The following is a 19753-nucleotide window of genomic DNA, read 5'->3' on the forward strand; positions in this document are numbered from 1 at the left end:
GTTGCAACCGTACCACGGTGCGGGGTGGGTCCCGACCAGCCACCGGAGCGGCCGGCCGGGGCCCAGATCAGCCGCTCGGCTTCGGGGTGGGTGACGGTGCGGTACCGGCACCCGGCTTGGCGCCCGGCGCGGCAGCCGCCTTGGCCTCGGCGTCGGCGGCCCGCTTCAGCGCCGCCGCGAGGTCGTCCTGCGCCTTGCCGTAGGCCGCCCAGTCGCCCGCCTTCAGCGCCTTCTCGCCTTCGTCGAAGGCCTTCTGCGCATCGGCCAGCGCCTGCTTCACCGTCGGGTCCTGCGGCGTCGTCGGCGGCTTGGTGGTGTCGTCGCCCGGTGGCGGCGGCTCGGTGGTGTCCGCGCCCTCAGCCCCGAAGACCTTGTTGAGGGCCTCGCCGAGGGTGTCCTCGAAGGCGGTCTCCTTGCCGTACGAGACCAGCACCTTCTTCAGCAGCGGATAGTTGACCCCGCCACCGCGGACGTAGACCGGCTCGACGTACAGCAGGTCGCCGTTGAGCGGGAGCGTCATCAGGTTTCCGTACTCGACCTCGGAGTCGCCGCCCTTGAGGAGCCTGATCTTCTCCGCGATCACCTCGTCGGAGTTGAACTGGCTCTGCACCTGCTTGGGTCCGGCGACCGTGGTGCTGGCCGGCAGTTTCAGTATCTCGATCCTGCCGTAATCCGAGGCGTCCGCCTCGGCGTTGACCGCCATGAACGCGCTCAGGTTGTCACGGCCGTTCGGAGTGAACGTCGTGGTGAGCGAGAACTCCTGCGCGGCCTGCTTCGGCATTTTCATCGACAGGTAGTACGGCGGAACCGCGTTGCCCGACTTGTTCGTCGGGTCGTCCGGCACCTGCCATGCCTCACTGCCGCTGAGGAACGTCTGCGGGTCGGTCACGTGGTAGCGGGTCAGCAGCTCACGCTGCACCTTGAACAGGTCCTGCGGGTAGCGCATGTGCGCCTTGAGCTGCGGCGTGATCTCGCTCTTGGCCTTGACCGTGCCGGGGAACGCCTTCATCCAGGTCTTCAGGACCGGGTCCTCGGTGTCCCACTGGTAGAGGTTGACCGTGCCGTCGTAGGCGTCGACGGTCGCCTTCACCGAGTTGCGGATGTAGTTGACCTGGTTCTCCTGCGCGACGACCGCGCGCTGGCTGTCGGTCAGCGCGTCCGCGGTGGTCTCCCCCAGCGTCGTACGCGAGGCGTACGGGTAGCCGTTCGACGTGGTGTACGCGTCGACGATCCACTGGATCTTCCCGCCGACGACCGCCGGGTAGGCGTCGCCGTCGATGGTCAGCCAGGGGGCGACCGCCTCCACCCGCTCCTTGGGCGTGCGGTTGTAGAGGATGCGCGAACCGTCGCCGATGGCACCCGAGTAGAGGATCTGCGGCTCGCTGAAGGCCATGGCGTACGCGGCCCGGTTGAACGGGTTGGCGAGGTTGACCCCGCTGTTGCCCTTGTAGCTGGTGGTCTTCTCACCCCGGTCGTCGGAGTAGTCGAGCTCCGTCTGCGGGCCGCCGACGATCGAGTACTGCTTGGTCTTCTCGCCGTAGTAGACCCGCTGCTCGTACGTGCCGAGCTGGCCCCGGGACGGCAGGTCGGACTCGGTGAAGACCGGCTTGCCCTCGGAGTCGGTCGTGGTGCCCTTGGCCGCCACCACACCGTAGCCATGGGTGTACTTGAAGTGGTCGTTGATCCAGTTGTTCTTCGGAATGCCGTCGAGGTTCAGCTCGCGCAGACCGATGACGGTGTCCTGGCTGTTGCCCGCCGGGTCCTTGTAGCGGTCGACGTCCAGCGTGGCGGGGAACGTGTAGTAGCCCCTGATCTGCTGGAGCTGCTGGAAGGTCGGCGAGACGATGTTCGGGTCGAGCAGCCGGATGCTGGCCGTGGTGTCGGCCTCCTTGCGCTGCTGGGCCTTGTCCTTCGACGTGGGAACGCCCGGGTACTCCGTCACCTTCGACTTGTCGATGCCGTACGCGTTGCGTGTGGCCTCGATGTTCTTCTCGATGTACGGAGACTCCTTGGCCTGCTCGTTCGGCTGGACCTGGAACTTCTGCACGATGGCCGGGTAGAGCCCGCCGATCAGGATCGCGGAGAGCACCATCAGGCCGAAGCCGATCACCGGCAGCTGCCAGGTGCGGCGCCACAGCGTCGCGAAGAAGAGCACGGCACAGATGGCGGCGATGCAGAACAGGATCGTCTTCGCCGGCAGGTAGGCGTTCGCGTCGACGTACCGCAGGCCGGTCCAGTTGTCCGCGGCCTTGAAGTCACTCGACTTCACCGCGAGGCCGTACCGGTCGAGCCAGTACGCGACCGCCTTGAGCGAGACGAAGATGCCGAGCAGCACCGACAGGTGGCCGGTTGCCGCGGCCGTCGCCCGCGCGCCCGGGCTGGTGACCCGCAGCCCGCCGTACAGGTAGTGCACCAGCGCGGCGGCGATCAGCGAGAGCACGGTGGCCGCGAAGCCGAAGCCGAGCAGGAAGCGGTACCAGGGCAGGTCGAACGCGTAGAACGCCACGTCCATGTTGAACTGCGGGTCCTTCTGGTTGAAGGGCACGCCGTTCACCCACATCAACCAGGTGCGCCACTGGCCGGACGCGGAGGCACCCGCGATCAGTCCGATCAGCGCGGTGACCCCGAGGAGCAGCCACTTCTTGTACGGGGCGATGCTCATCCGGTACCGGTCGAGGCTCTGCTGTTCCATGGACATCGCGCTCAGCGGCGGCCGCAGCCGGTGCGCCAGCCAGATGTTCACGCCGACGGCAGCCGCCATCAGCAGACCGAAGACGGCGAACAGCCCGATCTTGGTCCACAGGGTGGTCGTGAAGACCGACGAGTACTTGACGGAGCGGTACCAGAGCCAGTCGGTCCAGAACCCCGAGAACATGACGAACGCCATGGCCAGCACGGCCAGCACGGCCAAAGTCATGAGCAGGGTCCGGACGCGCCGGGACGGGCGGCCGACTCTCATCCGTGGCCCGGAGGGGCCTCCGCCGCGGTCCGGCATCTGGAAAGCCAAGGTGCGCACCTCGAAGTTAGCTGTTGGTTGAGCAGGCCCCGCGATCGTAGAGCCCACTCATGCAACTTACTGAAGCTTTACTCAGTTCCCGATCCGGGGTCCCAAGAAGGCAGGATGTTCGCCATGTCCAACCTTTCCGCTTCAGGCACCCCCATGGCCGCGAGCCCCCTCACCCGTGCCGTACTCGAAATCGACGACTACGCCTCCGGGCTCGGCTGGGATCAGCCCGCCCGCCTCTTCGCGCTCGTAGACACCGCGCAACTGCGCACCCAGGAACCGGGGCTCGCCGCCCAGCTCGGTCTCGAGGCGGGCGAGAGCGCCGCCTCTCTCACTCCCATCGAGCAGGAGGAACTGCCGAAGGGCACCGCCCTGGACGAGTTCCTCGGCACGATCGCCTGGCCCGACGCCGTGGTGGGCTGCGCGATGACCGTGGAGCGGCTGATGCTCCCGCCGTCCGCCGAGGCCTCCGTACCGGAGGGCATGAACGACGCCCAGCTGGCCAAGTGGGTCGCCAGGCATCCGGACCGCCAGGAGGTCCGGATGACGGTGGCGGTACTGCGCAACGGGTCGCGCGAGTCAGCCGTACGGCTGCGCGAGAAGGACTCCCCCACCGAGGTCCTCACCGGCGCCGGCCTGGTGCCCGGGCTGGCCGAGGCGCTGGCGGCGACCTTCGAGGCGTGACCCGGGCGCGGCCCGGCGGGGCCGCGTCACGGGCGGGGAGGCGCGGTCAGCCGGCGCTGCACCGGGGCAGCCCGGCCGTGTTCCCCTTGCTGATGTCCTCCAGGGACTTCACCGCGTCGTCGATGGTCTTCACCTTCACCAGGGTGAGGCCGTCGGGGACGTCGGTGGCGGCCGAGGCGCAGTTGTCCGCGGGCGTCAGGAAGTACTGCGCGCCCGCGTTGCGCGCGCCCACCGTCTTCATCCGGATGCCGCCGATGGGCCCGACCTTGCCGCTCTCGTCGATGGTGCCCGTGCCCGCGACGAACTTCCCGCCGGTCAGCTGCCCGGGGGTGAGCTTGTCGACGATGCCGAGGGCGAACATCAGGCCCGCGCTGGGGCCGCCCACGTCCGCAAGCTTGATGTCGATGGTGAACGGGAAGGTGTGGTCCGTCCCGGCCTGGATCCCGACGATGGCCCGGTCGGTGTCCGGTGCCTTCCTGGTGGTGATGGTGATCTCGTCGTCTCCCACCGGCTCCTTGCCGGCCTTCTCCGCCGCGGCCGCGTCGGCGGCCGGGACGACGGTGAAGACGACGTCCTCGCCGGGCTTGTGGCGGGTGACGAGCTTCGCCACGTCGGCCGGCTCCTTCACCGGCTTGCCGTCGACGGTCTTGATGACGTCGCCGGCGTGCAGTTTGCCCTCCGCCGGGCTGTCCTTGATCACCGTGGAGACGACGACCCGGGTGGACACCGGGAGACCGAGTTCCTTCAGAGCGGCCACCTTGGCGCTCTCCTGGGACTGGCTGAACTCCTCGGCGTTCTCCTGGGTCGACTCCTCTTCCGACTTGCCGTCCGGGTAGAGGGTGTCGTGCGGGACGACCACGTTGTCGTGAGCGAGCCAGCCGTAGACCGCCTCGACGAGGTTCATCCGGTAGTCGGCGCCGGTGACCCGGACGGTCGTCATATTGAGGTGACCATCGGTCGGGTAGGTCTTCCGGCCGGAGATCCGGAGCACCGCGTCGCCGTCGGCGTCTCCGAGCGTGTTCACCGTCGGCCCGGGAGTCATCTCCGCGTACGGCACCCTGATGAGTACACCGGCGCAGAGCAGCGCGATCAGCATCAGAGTGGAAGCGAGCATCGTCGCGGTGCGGCGTGGCATGGAACGACAGTACGGGACGGCGCTGCCGGACCACCCGTGGGGCCGGTCCGTACGGGGAGCGGTAGTGGATCACTTGCGCGTCTGTTCGGAGCGGCTCTCTCGGGACGCCTCAGACGGCGTCGGAACCGGAGTCTGCCTTCTCCATCGCTTCGCGGAATCTCGCATAGCCTGCGAGCTCGGATATGTCACCGGAGGTGCGGTTGCGGGCAGCCCAGCTGGCCCATATCGCAGCACCTATGGTGGCGAAAAGCGGAATCAGCAACCACGCGAGTGATGCCATCCCGACCTCCCTACCCCTGAAGAACCGCATCGGATGGATCAGCGGATGAGTCATCCGCCGGTTCAACGCTCGGGGCAGGGGGCGGGTTACGCAAATCGGGGAGAGGGGTTTAGGCCCCCAACGACGGCGCTACGCGCCGACCCATTCCTCCGTGCCGTCGGAGAACTGCTGGTGCTTCCAGATCGGGACCTGGTGCTTGAGGTCGTCGATCAGCCTGCGGCAGGCCTCGAAGGCCTCCCCGCGGTGCGGGCAGGAGACCGCGACGACCACCGCGAGATCGCCCACCTCCAGGTCACCCACACGGTGGATGGCCGCCAACGCACGCACCGGGAACTCCGCGACGACCCGTTCCGCCACTCGGCGCATCTCCGCCTCGGCGGAGGGGTGGCACGAGTACCCGAGGGCGTCCACGTCCGCCCCGCTGTCGTGATTGCGCACGGTTCCGACGAAGAGCGCGGTGCCGCCCGACGCCTCGTCGCCGACGGCCTTGAAGACCTCGTCGACGGTGAGCGGGGTCTCGCGGATCGCGAGCAGCCGGATGGGGTCCTGAGCCGCGTGCTCGCCGGGGTGGTCGATCTTCGGTGCCATGAATCCATCGTGCCGTACCCGGCTGACATTGCGGAATAGCCGATCCGCCGGGGTGGCGTGACGTCGTATGGAGCCTTCTACAGTCGGCCGGCGAGCCGGTCAGCGCCTGCGGGCCTTGCGTGCCCGGCGTACGACGGCCGCCGCACCGAGCAGAGCCACCGTCGCGCCCGCCGCGCCCGCCGCTGTGGCGTCCTTGCGGCCGAGGCGGCGGCCCGCGACGGTGTGCCGGCCCGCGACCTCTCCCAGCAGCTCGGCGAGGACTTCCTCGTTGGTCCACTGCGGGCGCCAGCCCGCGTCGTGCAGCCGGGAGACGCTGACCACCCACGGATGCATGGTGTAGGCGAGGTCCCCCGCCGGCGACGGGGTGAGGCCGATGCGGTGCAGCCGGGCGGCGGCGCCGAGGGCGACCGCGGAGGGCAGTTCCATCCGGCGGATGCCACTGAGCTCCTCGACCTCCTCCTGCTCCAGCCAGCCGTCACAGCCGACCGCGAGTTCCCCCTCGACCTTCTCCAGTGCCGCGTACTCCAGGGCGCTGACCAGGTCCTCGACATGGCAGAACTGCCAGGTGGGGCGGGATCCGGCGACGACCAGCAGGCGGGGGGACTCGAAGTAACGGGTGAGCGCGGTGTCCGTGCCGCCCACCAGCACCGCGGGCCTGACCACCGTGACGTTCAGACCGGGGTGGGCGCGGGGCGCGCGGCGGCCCAGGCGCTCGATCTCCAGCAGGTCGCCGACGCCGGTGGCCTCGGCGGTGGCGCGCAGCTCGGAGTCCTCGGACAGCGGAATGTCGTTGTCCGCCAGCGCCCCGTAGACCATCGCCGAGGTGCACAGCACGACCCGGTGCACACCGGCGGCCGCTGCCGCGGTGAGTACGGTCTGGGTGCCGCGCACGTTGTACGCCGTACGTGCGGCCGGGTCGGTCTCCAGGTCCAGGTCGAGCGCCAGATGTACGACGACGTCCGCGCCGCGCAGCTTCTCGGCGATCGCCGGATCGCGTACGTCGAGGATGTGCCACAGCGCGTCGGCGCAGTCGCCGCGGCGCTCGTCGATGGCGACCACCTGCTTGACCTCGTCGGAGGCGGCGAGGCGCTGGGTGAGCAGCGCGCCGACCCCGGAGGCGGCACCGGTGACCGCGACGACGGGGCCGCGGCCGGCCGGGGCCGAGTGGTTTCGCCTCTGGCGAACTTCGGCGTTCTGCGATGGGCGAACCTGCGGATCTGGGGAACTCACCAGGCGTCTCCAGCGGTTGTCTTCAGTACGTACACGCCGTGGCGCGTACGTACCAGGTGGCGTCCATCCTGCCGCAGGCCACGTGTCCGCGGAGCACCGAGCCCGGAAGCGGGTGTGGTGTCTACGCTGGGTGGTGTTGTCGGGCAATCGCCGTCGACTCCCGTCGGCGGCCTTACGAGCCGAGGAAACCCGTGAGTGACACCCCATTCGGATTCGGCCTTCCGCCGGAGGAGCCGGAGAACGGCGACGAGGGCAAGAAGAAGGGCAATCAGGGCGGCCAGGGCGGCCCGGCGAATCCGTTCGGGTTCGGCGGGGCCGGCGGCGCGGACAATCCGTTCGCCGCGATGTTCGGTTCGCTGAACCCGAACGACCTGGGTGCGGCCTTCCAGCAGCTCGGCCAGATGCTCAGCTACGAGGGCGGTCCGGTCAACTGGGACATGGCCAAGGACATCGCGCGGCAGACGGTCGCGCAGGGCACCTCCGACGGAACCAAGGACTCCAGCGTCGGTCCCGCCGACCGGTCCGCGGTCGAGGAGGCCGTGCGTCTGGCCGACCTGTGGCTGGACGGCGTGACGTCGCTGCCCTCCGGTTCCGGTTCCGCGGTGGCGTGGAGCCGCGCCGAGTGGGTCGAGGCGACCCTGCCGGTCTGGAAGGACCTGGTGGACCCGGTCGCCGAGCGTGTCGGCGCGGCCATGGGCGACGTACTGCCCGAGGAGATGCAGGCCATGGCGGGCCCGCTGCTCGGCATGATGCGGTCCATGGGCGGGGCGATGTTCGGCCAGCAGATCGGGCAGGCCGTCGGCGTGCTGGCGGGCGAGGTGGTCGGCTCGACCGACATCGGCCTGCCGCTGGGGCCGGCCGGGAAGGCCGCGCTGCTGCCGGTGAACATCGAGGCGCTCGGCAAGGACCTGGGCGTGCCGAAGGACGAGGTGCGGCTGTATCTGGCGCTGCGCGAGGCCGCCCATCAGCGGCTGTTCGCCCATGTGCCGTGGCTGCGCTCGCACTTGTTCGGCGCGGTCGAGGGGTACGCCCGGGGGATCAAGGTCGACACCTCGAAGCTGGAGGACGTCGTCGGACAGCTCGACCCGACGCACCCCGAGCAGCTCCAGGACGCCTTGCAGCAGGGCATGTTCCAGCCCGAGGACACCCCGGAGCAGAAGGCGGCGCTGGCCAGGCTGGAGACGGCCCTGGCGCTGGTCGAGGGCTGGGTGGACGCCGTGGTGCACGAGGCGGCCAAGCCCCGGCTGACCTCTGCCGACGCGCTGCGCGAGACACTGCGGCGGCGCCGGGCCTCCGGCGGTCCGGCGGAGCAGACGTTCGCGACGCTGATCGGCCTGGAACTGCGCCCGCGCCGGCTGCGGGATGCGGCGCGCCTGTGGGCCTCGCTGACGGACGCACGCGGTGTGGACGGTCGGGACAACCTCTGGGAGCACCCGGACATGCTGCCGACGGCTTCCGACCTGGACGACCCGGACGGGTTCGTGCACCGGGAGCAGCTGGACTTCTCGGAGCTGGACAAGATGCTCGGCGAGGCGGCGCCCAAGGACGACCGCGGCGACGAGGCCGACGGCGGCGACAAGGGTGACAGCGCGAAGTGAGCCTGCACGACGACGCCGTTCTCGTCTTGAAGAACTACGGCGAACAGGACCGGCTGCGCCAGACGTATCTGGACCATCTGTCGGCCCATCCGGACGGGGTGTGGAAGGCCTGCCAGGCCGGGCACATCACGGCGAGCGCACTGGTGATCGACCCTTCGCGCGACAGAGTGCTGCTCACGCTGCACCGGAAGCTGCGGATGTGGCTGCAGATGGGCGGACACTGTGAGCCGGGTGACGCCACGCTCGCGGAGGCGGCGCTGCGGGAGGCGACCGAGGAGTCCGGCGTGCCCGGGCTGATGCTGCTGCCCGGCGGCCCGGTGCGGCTGGACCGGCATCCGATCCCGGCGCCCTGCAACTGGCACCTCGACGTCCAGTACGCGGCGCTGGCTCCCGCCGAGGCGGTGGCGGCGATCAGCGACGAGTCGCTGGATCTGCGCTGGTTCGGGTACGACGAGGTGGCGGGGGTGGCCGACGAGTCGGTCGTACGGCTGCTGGAGCGCACCCGCGCCGTGCTCTGAACGGCAAGCAGGCGCGAGGGGCGGCCTCCTGCGGGAGGCCGCCCCCTAGGGCCTGTCCGGCGGATCTTGGCCGGGGCCACGACGCTCCCCCAGCTACCGCTGGGAGGTGCCCCCAGGCACGGCACCTCGCCGCGTTGCCGAAATGCCCGAATAGCTCCGCTATTAGGGCACTCCGGCGCCTTGCGATGCAGCTCCGCATCCAAGGGCCTGGAAAAGAGCGGAGACGGAGCGAAGCGCAGTGCACCAGACGCCGCGTCCTATCCGGCCCTGATCCGCCGGACAGGCCCTAGCCCGTACCCGGCTGCGCCGGCTGAGGTTCTGTCGCCGGGACCGGACCTAGTTCCAGGCGTTGTTCTGGTTCTGCCCGTGTGAGCCCTGCTGGCCCATGCCGAACTGGGCGCGGACGCCCTGGCCGATCTGCGCGTTCTGCGGCGGCAGTACCTCGCTGGGCTGGACCAGGGCGAAACCCTGCCCGAGGAAGCTGAGCTCCCAGCCCTCGCCGGTGTTGCCACGGCGGCGCCACACTCCGCTGGAGTGCGTCTGGGCCTGCATCTGCACCCGCAGCGAGGTGGACCAGGCGACGATGGCGTCCGCGTCGACATTGACGTACTTGTCCGGCGTCACGTGCATCATCAGCGGCTGCCCCGAGGTCATCAGCGCGACCTTGCCCTGCCCGGAGATGTTGAGCTGGTACTTGCCGGAGCCGGAGATTCCGTACTGGCTGTCCACCGCGATGACCTCGGTGTTCAGCGTGGAGTCCAGCGCGAGGACATAGCTGCTGTCCACGGTCAGGCCCTCGCGGTCGACGTCCACGACATGGACGTACTGCGCGAGGTTGGCCAGGTAGACGGTGCCCTGGCCCGAGCAGCGCATCAGGTCGAGGCCCTCGCCCGTCCGCGCGCGGGCGCGGCGCTGGCTGCTCGACTGGTACTCGCCGTCGAAGTCGATCAGCCCCTGGTAGGCGACCATGGCGCCCTTGCGGGCGAGGACGTCGTCCTGGCCGGTCAGGGAGACCCTCAGGAGCTGCGGGTTCTGTACGACATAGCGGTCCTGGGACTGCTGTTCCGTGTTGCTGAAAAGTGCGCTCTGCATGCTGTGTCCGCTCCCCCTCAGCCCCGGATCCGCAGGCGGTCCGTGCTGTCCTCGCTCGGCTGGACGACGACGATCCCCTGGCCGGAGAAAGCCATCTGGTACGCCTCGCCGCTGCCCCGGCCGATCACCGACGACGCCTTGAAGCTGCGCTTGCCCTTCACCTTGAGGTTCGGGGACCAGGCGACGAGCGCGTCCGGATCGACGTACGTCTCGTCCTCACCGCGTCCGCAGTCGACCACGATCGGGGTACCGCGGGAGGTCAGGGCTACCCATCCGGTGCCCGCGATCTCGACGTTGAACAGGCCCTGTCCGGCGAACTTGGCCAGGCCCTTCACCTTCTCCACGCCCCACTGGAGGTGCGCGTCGAAGGCGAGCACGTTGGTGCCGTTCACCGAGAGCGAGTCGTTGTTGAGGTTGATGACGACGACGTCCGCGCCGTAGTCGGCGAGGTAGAGCAGGCCGTCGCCGGAGCACTTCATGACCGGCGCGCCTTCGCCGGTCGCCCACTGCGCGGCCATCTGCCGTACAGCGGGCGGGTTCGGCTCGTACTGGATGAAGCCCTCGTACGCCACCATCGAGCCGGTGCGCGCGAAGACGTCCTGGCCGCTCTGCATGGCGACCTTGAGCATGCTGCGGCCGTGGTTTTCCATCCGGGCCGCGACGGGGGTCGGGGCGAAGCCCGCGAGTTGCTGGTTCATGACGGGCTCCCTCAGACCTCGTAGGGCTGGACGACGATGAAGTTGCCGGGGGCACCACGGAACTGGAGGTTCACGGTTTCGCCGCTGTGGCCCGGGTAGGCGTTGCGGCGCAGCCGCACCTGGCTGGAGAGGATCACCTGCGAGGCGGACGACCAGGCGACGATCGCGTTGCTGTCGGCGAACGTCGTCGGGGTGACCGGCAGGACCACCGGGACGCCGTGCGTCTTGACGACGACCGTGCCGGTGCCCTGGAACTGCATGGTGAACAGGGCGCCGCCGGGGATGCCGTGGCCCTCGATCCGGCGGACCTCGTGCTGGAGCGACTCGTCGAACGCGAGGACGTTCTCCGCGGAGACGCAGATTCCGTCGCCCTGGAGCTCGATCGAGTGCAGGTGCGCGCCTTGCTCGGCGAGGAACACCTGGCCGCGGCCGGTGCAGCGCATCAGCTGCATCTCCTGGCCGGTGTTGTTGCCGACGATGCGGCCGGCGAAGCCGGCGCTCTTGTAGCTGAAGTCGACCTTGCCCTGGTACAGCACCATGCTGCCCTGACGGGCGAGCACAGCGGTCCCGCCCATCGCCAGGTCCACGCGCATCAGCTGCTGGTTCTGCGGCGTCCAGCGGGAGCCGGTGGGGGCCTCCTTGTACGGCTGGAGGGCGGCCTGGAGACCGGGGCCGGTCTGCGGGACGGCCTGGGGCTGTCCGTACTGGCCCGGGACCTGGCCAGGAACCTGGCCGAACTGCGGCTGCTGCGGCGGCTGGCCGTACTGCTGGGGCGGCGCGGGCGGCTGGCCATACGGCGCGGGCGCCGGGGCCTGCCCGGGGACCTGGCCGAACTGCGGCTGCTGCTGCGGCGGCTGTCCGTACGGGGCCGGCGCCGGGGCGGCCGGCGGGGCCATGGGTGCGGCCATCGTCGGAGCCGTGTGCATCTGCGGCGCGGCGGGCTGGGGCGCCTGAGGCGCGGCCGGGGCACCGAAGGACGGTGCCGGCGCGGCAGCCTGCGGCGGCGGGGCGAACGACGGGGCGGCGGCCTGCGGCTGCGCCGCCGGCTGGTCCTCCGCGACCTCGCCGCCGAAGTTGCGCAGCAGCGCGTCGAGCCCGCCGTCGAAGCCCTGGCCGACGGCGGCGAAGCGCCACACGTCCTTCAGATAGAAGTCGCCCAGCATGACCGCGCGCTCGGTGGTGAACTCCGAGCCGGTGAAGGCGTACCTGACGACCTCTTCGCCACCCGCGACGATACGGATGTAACCGGGGCCGACCTGCGACATCTGTCCGGCGCCGTCGATGGTCGCGGTGAAGGAGAGCTTGTGAATGTTCGCCGGAACGCGGTCCAGGGTGACGCGGAACGACTCGGTGTCACCGGACTGCGCGCCCAGCTGCTGAATGGACTCTTCCGGGGACTTCGGCTGGTTGAAGAAGATGAAATACCGGTCGTCCGACAGCTGCTCATTCGCATCGAGGCCGAAGCAGCTGATGTCGAACGTCAGCCCGGGCCCGGCGATCTGCACCCCTACGTACAGATCCGTCCCTGCTGTGAGGTCACTGACTTTGGCCTTGTGGCCGCGTTGGAATTCCCTGGCCATGCGTAACGACGTCCCCCATCCCGAACGTGAATGCGTCGCGCCAGGCTAACCGCAAAACACGACAATGAGCCAAGTCGGTACAGAGCCGGTACAGATCACTTTGCGTCACTCGTCGCGGGCGGCGGGCAGGTGCGGCAACCGGTCGGCGGCCACCACTCCTTCGAGATATCCGCGGGCCCGTTCGGTGCGCGGATAGGCCTCCAGCAGCCGCCAGAAGCGCGGTCCGTGCCCGGGCACCAGGAGGTGGGCGAGCTCGTGCAGGAGTACGTAGTCGACGACGTACTCGGGCATGCCCTGAAGCCGGTGCGAGAGGCGGATACTGCCTTCCGCCGGAGTACAGGAGCCCCAACGGGTGTTCTGGTTGGTCACCCAGCGCACCGACGTGGGCTGGGCCCGGCCCTCGAAATACTGGCCGGACAAGCGCTCGGCGCGCTCGGTCAGTTCGGCGTCGCCGAGGATCCGCTTGCTCTCCTGGGCCGCGAGCTTGTCGAGCATCACCGTCACCCAGCGGCGCTCCTCCGCCTCGGACATGCGGGCGGGAATGAGGACGACCGTGCGGTCGCCCTCGCGGTAGGCGGAGACCGTTCTGCTGCGTCGCGCGCTCCGGCGGACCTCGACCGCGCTCGCCCCCGGGCCGCGTGGCGGCTGGCTGGTCGTGCTGCGCTTCGGGCCGGTGGCGCGGTGCAGTGGGTCGGCGGGCACGCCACGACGTTACCCGCTGTCAGGGGCCGAAGTCCCGCCCCGGGGAGGGTTCCGACATGATCCACTCCACGGTGTGCACCATTTGAACGACTAATGCCCCAGCCTGTGGACAACTATCTGCGACGACCTCCCCGCCGCGGGCATTCTGACCACACCGACCTGGAGATCTCCGGAAGAGATCCCAAAACGGAGCGGGGGCTCAGATGTATCCGATGGTGAAGCCCGCCTTGCGGCGCGGCTGGCGTGATCTTCAGACCGTGCAGTTCGGCGTGACACCGGCGCATGCGGTGGTGCTGGGCCCGGTGGACACCGCGACGGGCAGTTTCCTCGCCCTGCTCGACGGGACGCGCGGCATGCCGCTGCTGCGCGAGGAGGGCCGGGCGATGGGACTGCCGGACGGTCACGTGGACGCGCTGGTGCGGCGGCTGGCGGCGGCCGGACTGATCGACGACGCGACCGCCGGCGGCCCGGGTGCCGAAGCTCTACGGAAGCGGACGGCCGCCCTGGACCGGATGCGGCCCGATCTGGCGTCGCTCTCACTGGTCCACCCGGAACCGGGCGGCGGAATACGACGGTTGGCCTCGCGGCGGGCCCTGCGGGTGCAGGTGCGAGGGGCCGGCCGGGTGGGTGCCGCCGTTGCCGCGCTGCTGTCCGGATCGGGGGTGGGCCGGGTCGAGGTCATGGACGGCGGCTGCGCCGACGCGGCGGACGTCTCCCCCGGCGGCCTTCCGGTGGAATCCGTCGGTGACCGCAGAGACGCGGCCGCGCGCCGGACCGTGCGCAGAGCCGCGCCGGACCGGGCGCCGCGGGCACAGGAAGTGTCGGAGATCACACCGGGGGTGGCGCCCGGTCTGGCGCTGGTGATCGTCGCGCCGCGGGACGGGCTCGCGGCGTACGCACCGGATGCGGCCGCCGCCGGGCCCTGGATCGCCTCGGGCACGCCCCATCTGTACGCGGGGGTGATCGAGGGCACGGGTCTGGTCGGTCCGCTGGTGCTGCCGGGCGGCACCGCGTGCGCGAGCTGCCTGGAGCTGGAGCGGGCGGAGCGGGACCCGGCCTGGCCGCGGATGCTCGCACAGTGGCGGTCCGGACGCGGCTGCGTCCCGGCGTGCGACCTGGCCCTCGCGTCGGCGGTGGCAGGACTGGCCGCCGCTCATGCGCTGGCTTTTCTGGACGGCGAGTTGCCGGCGAGTACGGGCACGCGCTGGGAGGCGGCTCTGCCGCTGCTCGACTGGCAGTCGACGCGGATCACACCACATCTCGACTGTACCTGTGGTGCTGTTGGGAACACTGAAGGGGAGCACTCCTGGGGGGCCAGGGAGCCACAGGACACAATGGCCGGGTAACCGCCGTTCACGGCGCGGCTGTCTGGGATTTGGAGGGGCGCATGTCTGATCTTCCCCGGAAGGCGGTCACCCGAACCGCCAAGCTGGCCGCGCTGCCACTGAGCTTCGCGGGCCGGGCGACATGGGGTCTGGGCAAACGGATCGGCGGCAAGTCCGCGGAGATAGTGGCGCGCGAACTACAACAGCGCACGGCCGAGCAGCTGTTCAAGGTCCTCGGCGAGCTCAAGGGCGGGGCCATGAAGTTCGGGCAGGCACTGTCCGTCTTCGAGTCGGCTCTTCCCGAGGAGGTCGCCGGACCGTACCGGGCTGCGCTGACCAAGCTTCAGGAAGCGGCACCACCGATGCCGACGCGCACGGTGTACTCGGTCCTGGAGCAGCGGCTCGGAGAGGAGTGGCGGGACCTGTTCGTGGAGTTCGAGGACAAGCCGTCGGCCGCAGCCTCGATCGGCCAGGTGCACCGGGCGGTGTGGCACGACGGGCGGGAGGTCGCCGTCAAGGTGCAGTACCCGGGAGCCGGGGAGGCGCTGCTGTCGGACCTCGCCCAGCTGAGCCGGTTCGCCCGGCTGCTGGGACCGCTGATCCCGGGGATGGACATCAAGCCGCTCATCTCCGAGCTGCGCGACCGGGTGTCGGAGGAGCTGGACTACGAACTGGAGGCCCAGGCGCAGCGCGCCCATGCTGCGGAGTTCGCGGACGACGCCGATGTCGTGGTGCCCGAGGTGGTGCACCAGGGCGACCAGGTGCTGGTGACCGAGTGGATCGACGGAATACCGCTGGCCGAGGTGATCGCCGACGGCACTCCCGAGCAGCGGAACAGGGCCGGGCAGTTGCTCGCGCGCTTCCTGTTCTCAGGTCCGGGCCGGACGGGGCTGCTGCACGCGGACCCGCACCCGGGGAACTTCCGGCTGCTGCCGCACGGCGACGGCTGGCGGCTGGGCGTACTGGACTTCGGCACCGTGGACCGGTTGCCGGGCGGGCTGCCGAAGACCATAGGCGAGTCGCTGCGGATGACGATCGAGGGCAACGCCGAGGCGGTGTACGAGCTGCTGTGCGAGGAGGGATTCGTCAAGGAGTCGATCGAGCTGGACCCGGACGCGGTGCTGGACTATCTGCGGCCGATCATCGAGCCGGCCGAGGCCGAGGAGTTCACGTTCTCGCGCGGGTGGCTGCGCAACCAGGCGGCGCGTATCGCCGATCCTCGTTCGCCCGCTCATCAGTTGGGCAAGCAGCTCAATCTGCCGCCGGCCTATCTGCTGATACACCGGGTCACGCTGAGCACCATCGGTGTGCTCTGTCAGCTCGGGGCGGAGGTCCGGCTGCGGGACGAGCTGGAGGCGTGGCTGCCCGGCTTCCTGCCGGAGGCGGAGGCGGAGGAGGACGAGGGCCGCGCGGTCGGGGCGGAGGCCTGAATCACCACCGGGGTCCGCGTCACCACCAGGACGAATCGAGCCGGCTTTCGATGGCCCTGAGGTTGGCGCGGGCGCAGCCGTCACAGAAGTAGAGACGGCGGCCGCTCTCCATCGAGCAGGTCCAGGTCGGCGGTGCTCCCTCGGCGGACGTCTTACCGCAGCGGGAGCACACGATGGTCTCGTTCTCGGCACCCGGCTTCCCAGGGTCAGGAGTCTGCTGGTCCACCTCCCCGAGGATATCGCCGCGGGCGCTCGGCGGCCGTCCGCAACGCACCGAGGGGACCGGTCCGTTCGGACCGGTCCCCTCGGGCGGTGTCTCCCTAGGGGGACACCTCCTAGTTCATGACCGCCATGGCCAGCGCGCGGCGGGCGCGCATCGAGACGCGCTCGGCGCGGCGCTGCATGCGGCGGGCGGCGACCAGGCGCACGGCCTGGCGTTCCGCGTCGGCCTCACGCAAGCGCTCGTGCATATGCGCACGCGCCAGGGCTTCTGGGATGAGTTGCATTTCGCGGGTCCTGTTCTGACGCGAGGCGTTCGCGCCGATGGTGGTGACGTCTGAGGTCGCGGAGCCGGACGGCTCGCTGGTGGAAGGGGTCATCGGGGCCTGCTTCTGGGGATCGTGCGTATGCGGTCGGTCGATGGTTCCGGTGATGTTCATGCCGCAACCGGGTTCTTGCGCGGACGGCCACGCGGACGCTTGCGGGCGACGACGACGCCCTGGACGAAGAGCTCGCCGCCCCAGACACCCCAAGGCTCACGGCGCTCCTTGGCGCCGGCGAGGCAGGCCTCGACCAGCGGGCAGGTGCGGCAGAGCGACTTGGCGTACTCGACATCGGCCGGCGACTCGGCGAAGAAGACCTCCGGGTCGTACGAACGGCAGGGGACGGGCACGCCGAGGTTCTCGATGGCGTCGTCGAGCGCGGTGAGCGCGGTGAGCGGAGTCAAGGTGGAGTCCTCCGGGACATCGGGCGGGGAGATCGGGCGGGAGGGCGGTACGGACGGGGCGTGCGCTTCGAGTTGCACGGTGTTTTCTTCCTCGTCTGGTCGGTCCGGCCGGTGGGCCGGGTGTCGGCAGGTACCGGGGTGCTGCTTGTCCCGAGGCCCCTTCGCTCTGTCTCGTCCGTTCGGACAAAACAGAAGGGCCGCGGATCCCGGGTGGGGTTCCGCGGCCCTGAAGGCGCCGGCCTGATCATGGATCAGGCTGGATCACTCCAGGGTTCGAGCCCACGGAAGGCCCACATCGTGTGGTGCTGCGTCGTCTGCTTCTTCGATCCGGCACCGGCTGCCGCAAAGGCATAGGCATGTGCCTGAGCCGCTGCTACTGCTGCTTCCGGTGCCTGGGTCGGTCGCTCATTGCGCTCCCGCACGGGGAGGCCCGCAAGGGACGCCGGGCTGAGGGCGGCGATGCCGCCGGACAGACCGGTGCCACGGAGCGAGGAGCCGAGCGGGCAGGTGGCGACGACCGAGCGATCGGTCATTTTGGTGAAGGTCATGAAGCTGGTCACTGGTCTCGCCTCCTCTCGGCGTCTCGGGGATCCGGCCCAAGGGGCCTTCTCCCATGCGTATTCGGATTAAGTACAGCACGAAGACGGGGCTTTGGAGAAGCCGCCGTTCCCGTGGTTAAGAACCTATGGGGCTGCGCAGGGCATGCGCAAACTATTTTTTCGACGAGTTCGTATCAGTCCTCCTCGTCGGCTCCCTCAAGCTCCTCACCTGCGCAGATGGCCAGCACATCGGTGCCGAAGCGCTCAACTTTCCGGCCACCGACGCCGGAGATCTGCTGCAGCTCCGCCTCGCTGCCCGGTACGGCCTCGGCGATCGCCATCAGCGTCTTGTCGGTGAACACACAGAACGCGGGCTGGCCCAGCTCCTTCGCCTGGCCGACGCGCCACTCCCGCAACCGCTCGTACAGCCCCTCGTCCATGTCCGAGGGACAGTCCTCACAGCGCATCAGTTTCATCTCACCGGCGTCGGTCAGCGTCCGGCCGCAGACGCGGCACTGGACCGAGCCCCGGCGCCCCCGCTTGCGGCCACTGCCGCGCTCCACGCCGCCGGCGCCGCCCGCTCCCCGGGCGCCCACCGCCGCCGACCCGGGACGCAGCCCGTTCAGGAACCGGCTGGGGCGGCGCGACGCACGCCCGCCCGGGGCCCGGGAGAGCGCCCAGGACAGACTCAGGTGCAACCGCGCCCGGGTCACGCCGACATAGAGCAGGCGCCGCTCCTCCTCGACCTGCTCGTCGGTCTTGGCGTACGTGATCGGCATCATGCCCTCGGTGAGGCCGACCAGGAACACGGCGTCCCACTCCAGGCCCTTGGCCGCGTGCAGCGAGGCGAGGGTGACGCCCTGGACGGTGGGGGCGTGCTGGGCGGCCGCGCGCTCGTCGAGCTCCGCGACCAGATCGGACAGCGTCGCGGGCGGCCTGGCACGCGAGAAGTCCTCGGCGAGGCGGACCAGCGCGGCCAGTGACTCCCACTGGTCGCGGACTGCGCCCGAGCCCGCCGGGGGGTCGGTGCTCCAGCCGCTGCCGCTGAGGACCGCGCGGACCTGCGAGGGCAGGTCCACGACATCGTCGAGCAGCGGATCGTTGGCCCCGAAGCGGGCCGCGCTGCGCAGGCCCGCGATGGCCTTCCGGACCTCCTGCCGCTCGAAGAACCGCTCCGCGCCGCGCAGCTGGTAGGGCACCCCGGCGTCGGCGAGCGCCTGCTCGTACACCTCGGACTGGGCGTTGATCCGGTACAGCACGGCGATCTCGCCGGCCGGGACTCCGGCCGCGATCAGGTCGCGGATCCGGCGGGCGGTGCCCTCGGCCTCGGCCGGCTCGTCCGCGTACTCCGTGTAGAGCGGCTCGGGGCCCGGCTCGCGCTGGGAGACCAGTTCGAGCCGGTGGTCCGCGGCCCGGCCCCTGGCCTGGCCCAGCAGACCGTTGGCCAGGTGCACCACCTGCGGCGTGGAGCGGTAGTCACGGACCAGCTTCACCACGGTCGCGTCCGGGTGACGGGTGCGGAAGTTCAGCAGATGGTCCGGGGTGGCGCCGGTGAAGGAGTAGATCGTCTGGCTGGCGTCACCGACCACGCACAGGCTCTCCCGGTCTCCCAGCCACAGTTCGAGCAGCCGCTGCTGGAGCGGGCTGACGTCCTGGTACTCGTCGACCACGAAATGCTGGTACTGGCGGCGGATCTGGTCGGCGATGTCGTGCCGGTCCTGGAGGATGCCGACGGTCAGCAGCAGCACGTCCTCGAAGTCGATCATCGCCCGGTCGCGCTTGAGCTGCTCGTACAGCCCGTAGACCTGGGAGATCTCCGCCGGGTCGCGCGGCGCCTCCCGGCCGGCCTTCGCCACCGCCGCCGGATAGTCCGCGGGGACGGTCTGGGTGACCTTCGCCCACTCGATCTCGCCCGTCACATCCCGCAGCTCGTTGCGGTCGAGCCGGATCCGGCAGCGCGCGGCGGCCTCGGCGACCAGCTGGACCTTGCGCTCGACGAGCCGCGGCAGCTCACCGCCGACCGCCTTCGGCCAGAAGTACTGGAGCTGACGCAGCGCCGCGGAGTGGAACGTACGGGCCTGGACGCCGCCCGCGCCCAGCTCGCGCAGCCGCCCGCGCATCTCGCCCGCGGCACGGTTGGTGAAGGTGACGGCCAGCACACTGGCGGGCTGGAGTATCCCGGCCCGCACGCCGTACGCGATCCGGTGAGTGATCGCCCGCGTCTTGCCCGTGCCGGCCCCCGCCAGCACGCACACCGGACCGTGCAGGGCCGTGGCCACCTCGCGCTGCTCGGGGTCGAGCCCGGCGAGCACCGCGTCAGGTGAGTCAGGAACCTGCGGGAAGGGGGAGGAGTGCGTTGCTGCTGTCACCCCGCCATGCTGCCAGGTCCGGGGAGGCGCTTGGT

19 protein-coding genes are annotated in these 19753 nt (G+C 70.1%); 5 read left to right on the forward strand and 14 right to left on the reverse strand.

The window, feature by feature from the left end; translation table 11 throughout:
- Positions 1-67: 67 nt before the first annotated feature.
- Positions 68-2995 (reverse strand): UPF0182 family membrane protein, encoded by a 2928-nt coding sequence (locus ACWV17_RS04730; protein ID WP_455358741.1) that lies wholly within the window; start codon positions 2993-2995, stop codon positions 68-70.
- 126 nt (positions 2996-3121) lie between these two features.
- Here ACWV17_RS04730 and ACWV17_RS04735 point away from each other — a divergent pair, with 126 nt between their 5' ends.
- Complete coding sequence (locus tag ACWV17_RS04735) at positions 3122-3688, forward strand: PPA1309 family protein (protein WP_455358588.1); 567 nt, start codon at positions 3122-3124, stop codon at positions 3686-3688.
- 46 nt (positions 3689-3734) lie between these two features.
- Here ACWV17_RS04735 and ACWV17_RS04740 read toward each other — a convergent pair whose 3' ends face one another.
- The 4 genes from ACWV17_RS04740 to ACWV17_RS04755 form a co-directional block, all read right to left on the reverse strand.
- Complete coding sequence (locus ACWV17_RS04740; protein ID WP_455358589.1) at positions 3735-4823, reverse strand: YlbL family protein; 1089 nt, start codon at positions 4821-4823, stop codon at positions 3735-3737.
- Positions 4824-4932: 109 nt separating this feature from the next.
- Positions 4933-5103 carry a hypothetical protein gene (locus ACWV17_RS04745; RefSeq protein ID WP_455358590.1) on the reverse strand — a complete coding sequence of 57 codons (171 nt, stop codon included), beginning with the start codon at positions 5101-5103 and terminating at the stop codon, positions 4933-4935.
- 129 nt (positions 5104-5232) lie between these two features.
- Positions 5233-5691 (reverse strand): molybdenum cofactor biosynthesis protein MoaE, encoded by a 459-nt coding sequence (locus ACWV17_RS04750; RefSeq protein ID WP_455358591.1) that lies wholly within the window; start codon positions 5689-5691, stop codon positions 5233-5235.
- A 99-nt stretch (positions 5692-5790) separates the two neighbouring features.
- Positions 5791-6921: an SDR family oxidoreductase gene (locus ACWV17_RS04755; protein WP_455358592.1), complete on the reverse strand. Its 1131-nt coding sequence runs from the start codon at positions 6919-6921 to the stop codon at positions 5791-5793.
- 191 nt (positions 6922-7112) lie between these two features.
- Here ACWV17_RS04755 and ACWV17_RS04760 point away from each other — a divergent pair, with 191 nt between their 5' ends.
- Both ACWV17_RS04760 and ACWV17_RS04765 read left to right on the forward strand, forming a co-directional pair.
- Positions 7113-8519 (forward strand): zinc-dependent metalloprotease, encoded by a 1407-nt coding sequence (locus tag ACWV17_RS04760; protein ID WP_455356035.1) that lies wholly within the window; start codon positions 7113-7115, stop codon positions 8517-8519.
- Positions 8516-9037, forward strand: coding sequence for an NUDIX hydrolase (locus ACWV17_RS04765; RefSeq protein WP_455356036.1), 522 nt, complete (start codon positions 8516-8518; stop codon positions 9035-9037). Before ACWV17_RS04760 ends, ACWV17_RS04765 begins: the two co-directional genes overlap by 4 nt.
- 336 nt (positions 9038-9373) lie before the next feature.
- Here the strand turns inward: ACWV17_RS04765 and ACWV17_RS04770 are convergent, their stop codons facing one another.
- From ACWV17_RS04770 to ACWV17_RS04785, 4 genes are all read right to left on the reverse strand, one after another.
- Positions 9374-10129, reverse strand: a complete 756-nt coding sequence (locus ACWV17_RS04770) for an AIM24 family protein (protein WP_455356037.1) — start codon at positions 10127-10129, stop codon at positions 9374-9376.
- 17 nt (positions 10130-10146) lie between these two features.
- Positions 10147-10827: an AIM24 family protein gene (locus ACWV17_RS04775; RefSeq protein WP_455356038.1), complete on the reverse strand. Its 681-nt coding sequence runs from the start codon at positions 10825-10827 to the stop codon at positions 10147-10149.
- Positions 10828-10838: 11 nt separating this feature from the next.
- Complete coding sequence (locus tag ACWV17_RS04780; protein ID WP_455358593.1) at positions 10839-12407, reverse strand: TerD family protein; 1569 nt, start codon at positions 12405-12407, stop codon at positions 10839-10841.
- 105 nt (positions 12408-12512) lie between these two features.
- Positions 12513-13109: a M48 metallopeptidase family protein gene (locus ACWV17_RS04785; protein ID WP_455356040.1), complete on the reverse strand. Its 597-nt coding sequence runs from the start codon at positions 13107-13109 to the stop codon at positions 12513-12515.
- A 203-nt stretch (positions 13110-13312) separates the two neighbouring features.
- On the opposite strand from ACWV17_RS04785, the gene ACWV17_RS04790 reads away from it, so the two are divergent.
- Both ACWV17_RS04790 and ACWV17_RS04795 read left to right on the forward strand, forming a co-directional pair.
- Positions 13313-14455, forward strand: a complete 1143-nt coding sequence (locus tag ACWV17_RS04790; RefSeq protein WP_455358594.1) for a ThiF family adenylyltransferase — start codon at positions 13313-13315, stop codon at positions 14453-14455.
- 41 nt (positions 14456-14496) lie between these two features.
- Positions 14497-15864, forward strand: coding sequence for an ABC1 kinase family protein (locus ACWV17_RS04795; RefSeq protein WP_455358595.1), 1368 nt, complete (start codon positions 14497-14499; stop codon positions 15862-15864).
- Between the two features lie 19 nt (positions 15865-15883).
- Here the strand turns inward: ACWV17_RS04795 and ACWV17_RS04800 are convergent, their stop codons facing one another.
- The 5 genes from ACWV17_RS04800 to ACWV17_RS04820 all read right to left on the reverse strand — a co-directional run bounded on the left by ACWV17_RS04800 (position 15884) and on the right by ACWV17_RS04820 (position 19718).
- Positions 15884-16090, reverse strand: a complete 207-nt coding sequence (locus tag ACWV17_RS04800; RefSeq protein ID WP_455358596.1) for a hypothetical protein — start codon at positions 16088-16090, stop codon at positions 15884-15886.
- Positions 16091-16199: 109 nt separating this feature from the next.
- Complete coding sequence (locus ACWV17_RS04805) at positions 16200-16523, reverse strand: hypothetical protein (RefSeq protein WP_455358597.1); 324 nt, start codon at positions 16521-16523, stop codon at positions 16200-16202.
- Positions 16520-16888 carry a WhiB family transcriptional regulator gene (locus ACWV17_RS04810; RefSeq protein WP_366074157.1) on the reverse strand — a complete coding sequence of 123 codons (369 nt, stop codon included), beginning with the start codon at positions 16886-16888 and terminating at the stop codon, positions 16520-16522. The genes ACWV17_RS04805 and ACWV17_RS04810 overlap by 4 nt, the downstream gene beginning before the upstream one ends.
- Positions 16889-17061: 173 nt before the next feature.
- Complete coding sequence (locus tag ACWV17_RS04815) at positions 17062-17358, reverse strand: hypothetical protein (RefSeq protein WP_455356066.1); 297 nt, start codon at positions 17356-17358, stop codon at positions 17062-17064.
- Positions 17359-17543: 185 nt separating this feature from the next.
- On the reverse strand, positions 17544-19718 hold the full coding sequence (locus ACWV17_RS04820; RefSeq protein ID WP_455358598.1) for an ATP-dependent DNA helicase UvrD2: 2175 nt from the start codon (positions 19716-19718) through the stop codon (positions 17544-17546).
- Positions 19719-19753 lie beyond the last annotated feature (35 nt).

The sequence above is a fragment of the Streptomyces mabaensis genome, from assembly GCF_053763515.1.

Excerpts from the sequence above, each read along its gene's own strand:
- ACWV17_RS04730 (WP_455358741.1), bottom strand. The coding sequence starts at position 2,995 with ATGCCGGACCGCGGCGGAGGCCCCTCCGGGCCACGGATGAGAGTCGGC.
- ACWV17_RS04735 (WP_455358588.1), top strand. The coding sequence starts at position 3,122 with ATGTTCGCCATGTCCAACCTTTCCGCTTCAGGCACCCCCATGGCCGCG.
- ACWV17_RS04740 (WP_455358589.1), bottom strand. The coding sequence starts at position 4,823 with ATGCCACGCCGCACCGCGACGATGCTCGCTTCCACTCTGATGCTGATC.
- ACWV17_RS04745 (WP_455358590.1), bottom strand. The coding sequence starts at position 5,103 with ATGGCATCACTCGCGTGGTTGCTGATTCCGCTTTTCGCCACCATAGGT.
- ACWV17_RS04750 (WP_455358591.1), bottom strand. The coding sequence starts at position 5,691 with ATGGCACCGAAGATCGACCACCCCGGCGAGCACGCGGCTCAGGACCCC.
- ACWV17_RS04770 (WP_455356037.1), bottom strand. The coding sequence starts at position 10,129 with ATGCAGAGCGCACTTTTCAGCAACACGGAACAGCAGTCCCAGGACCGC.
- ACWV17_RS04775 (WP_455356038.1), bottom strand. The coding sequence starts at position 10,827 with ATGAACCAGCAACTCGCGGGCTTCGCCCCGACCCCCGTCGCGGCCCGG.
- ACWV17_RS04780 (WP_455358593.1), bottom strand. The coding sequence starts at position 12,407 with ATGGCCAGGGAATTCCAACGCGGCCACAAGGCCAAAGTCAGTGACCTC.
- ACWV17_RS04790 (WP_455358594.1), top strand. The coding sequence starts at position 13,313 with ATGTATCCGATGGTGAAGCCCGCCTTGCGGCGCGGCTGGCGTGATCTT.
- ACWV17_RS04795 (WP_455358595.1), top strand. The coding sequence starts at position 14,497 with ATGTCTGATCTTCCCCGGAAGGCGGTCACCCGAACCGCCAAGCTGGCC.
- ACWV17_RS04805 (WP_455358597.1), bottom strand. The coding sequence starts at position 16,523 with ATGAACATCACCGGAACCATCGACCGACCGCATACGCACGATCCCCAG.
- ACWV17_RS04815 (WP_455356066.1), bottom strand. The coding sequence starts at position 17,358 with ATGACCTTCACCAAAATGACCGATCGCTCGGTCGTCGCCACCTGCCCG.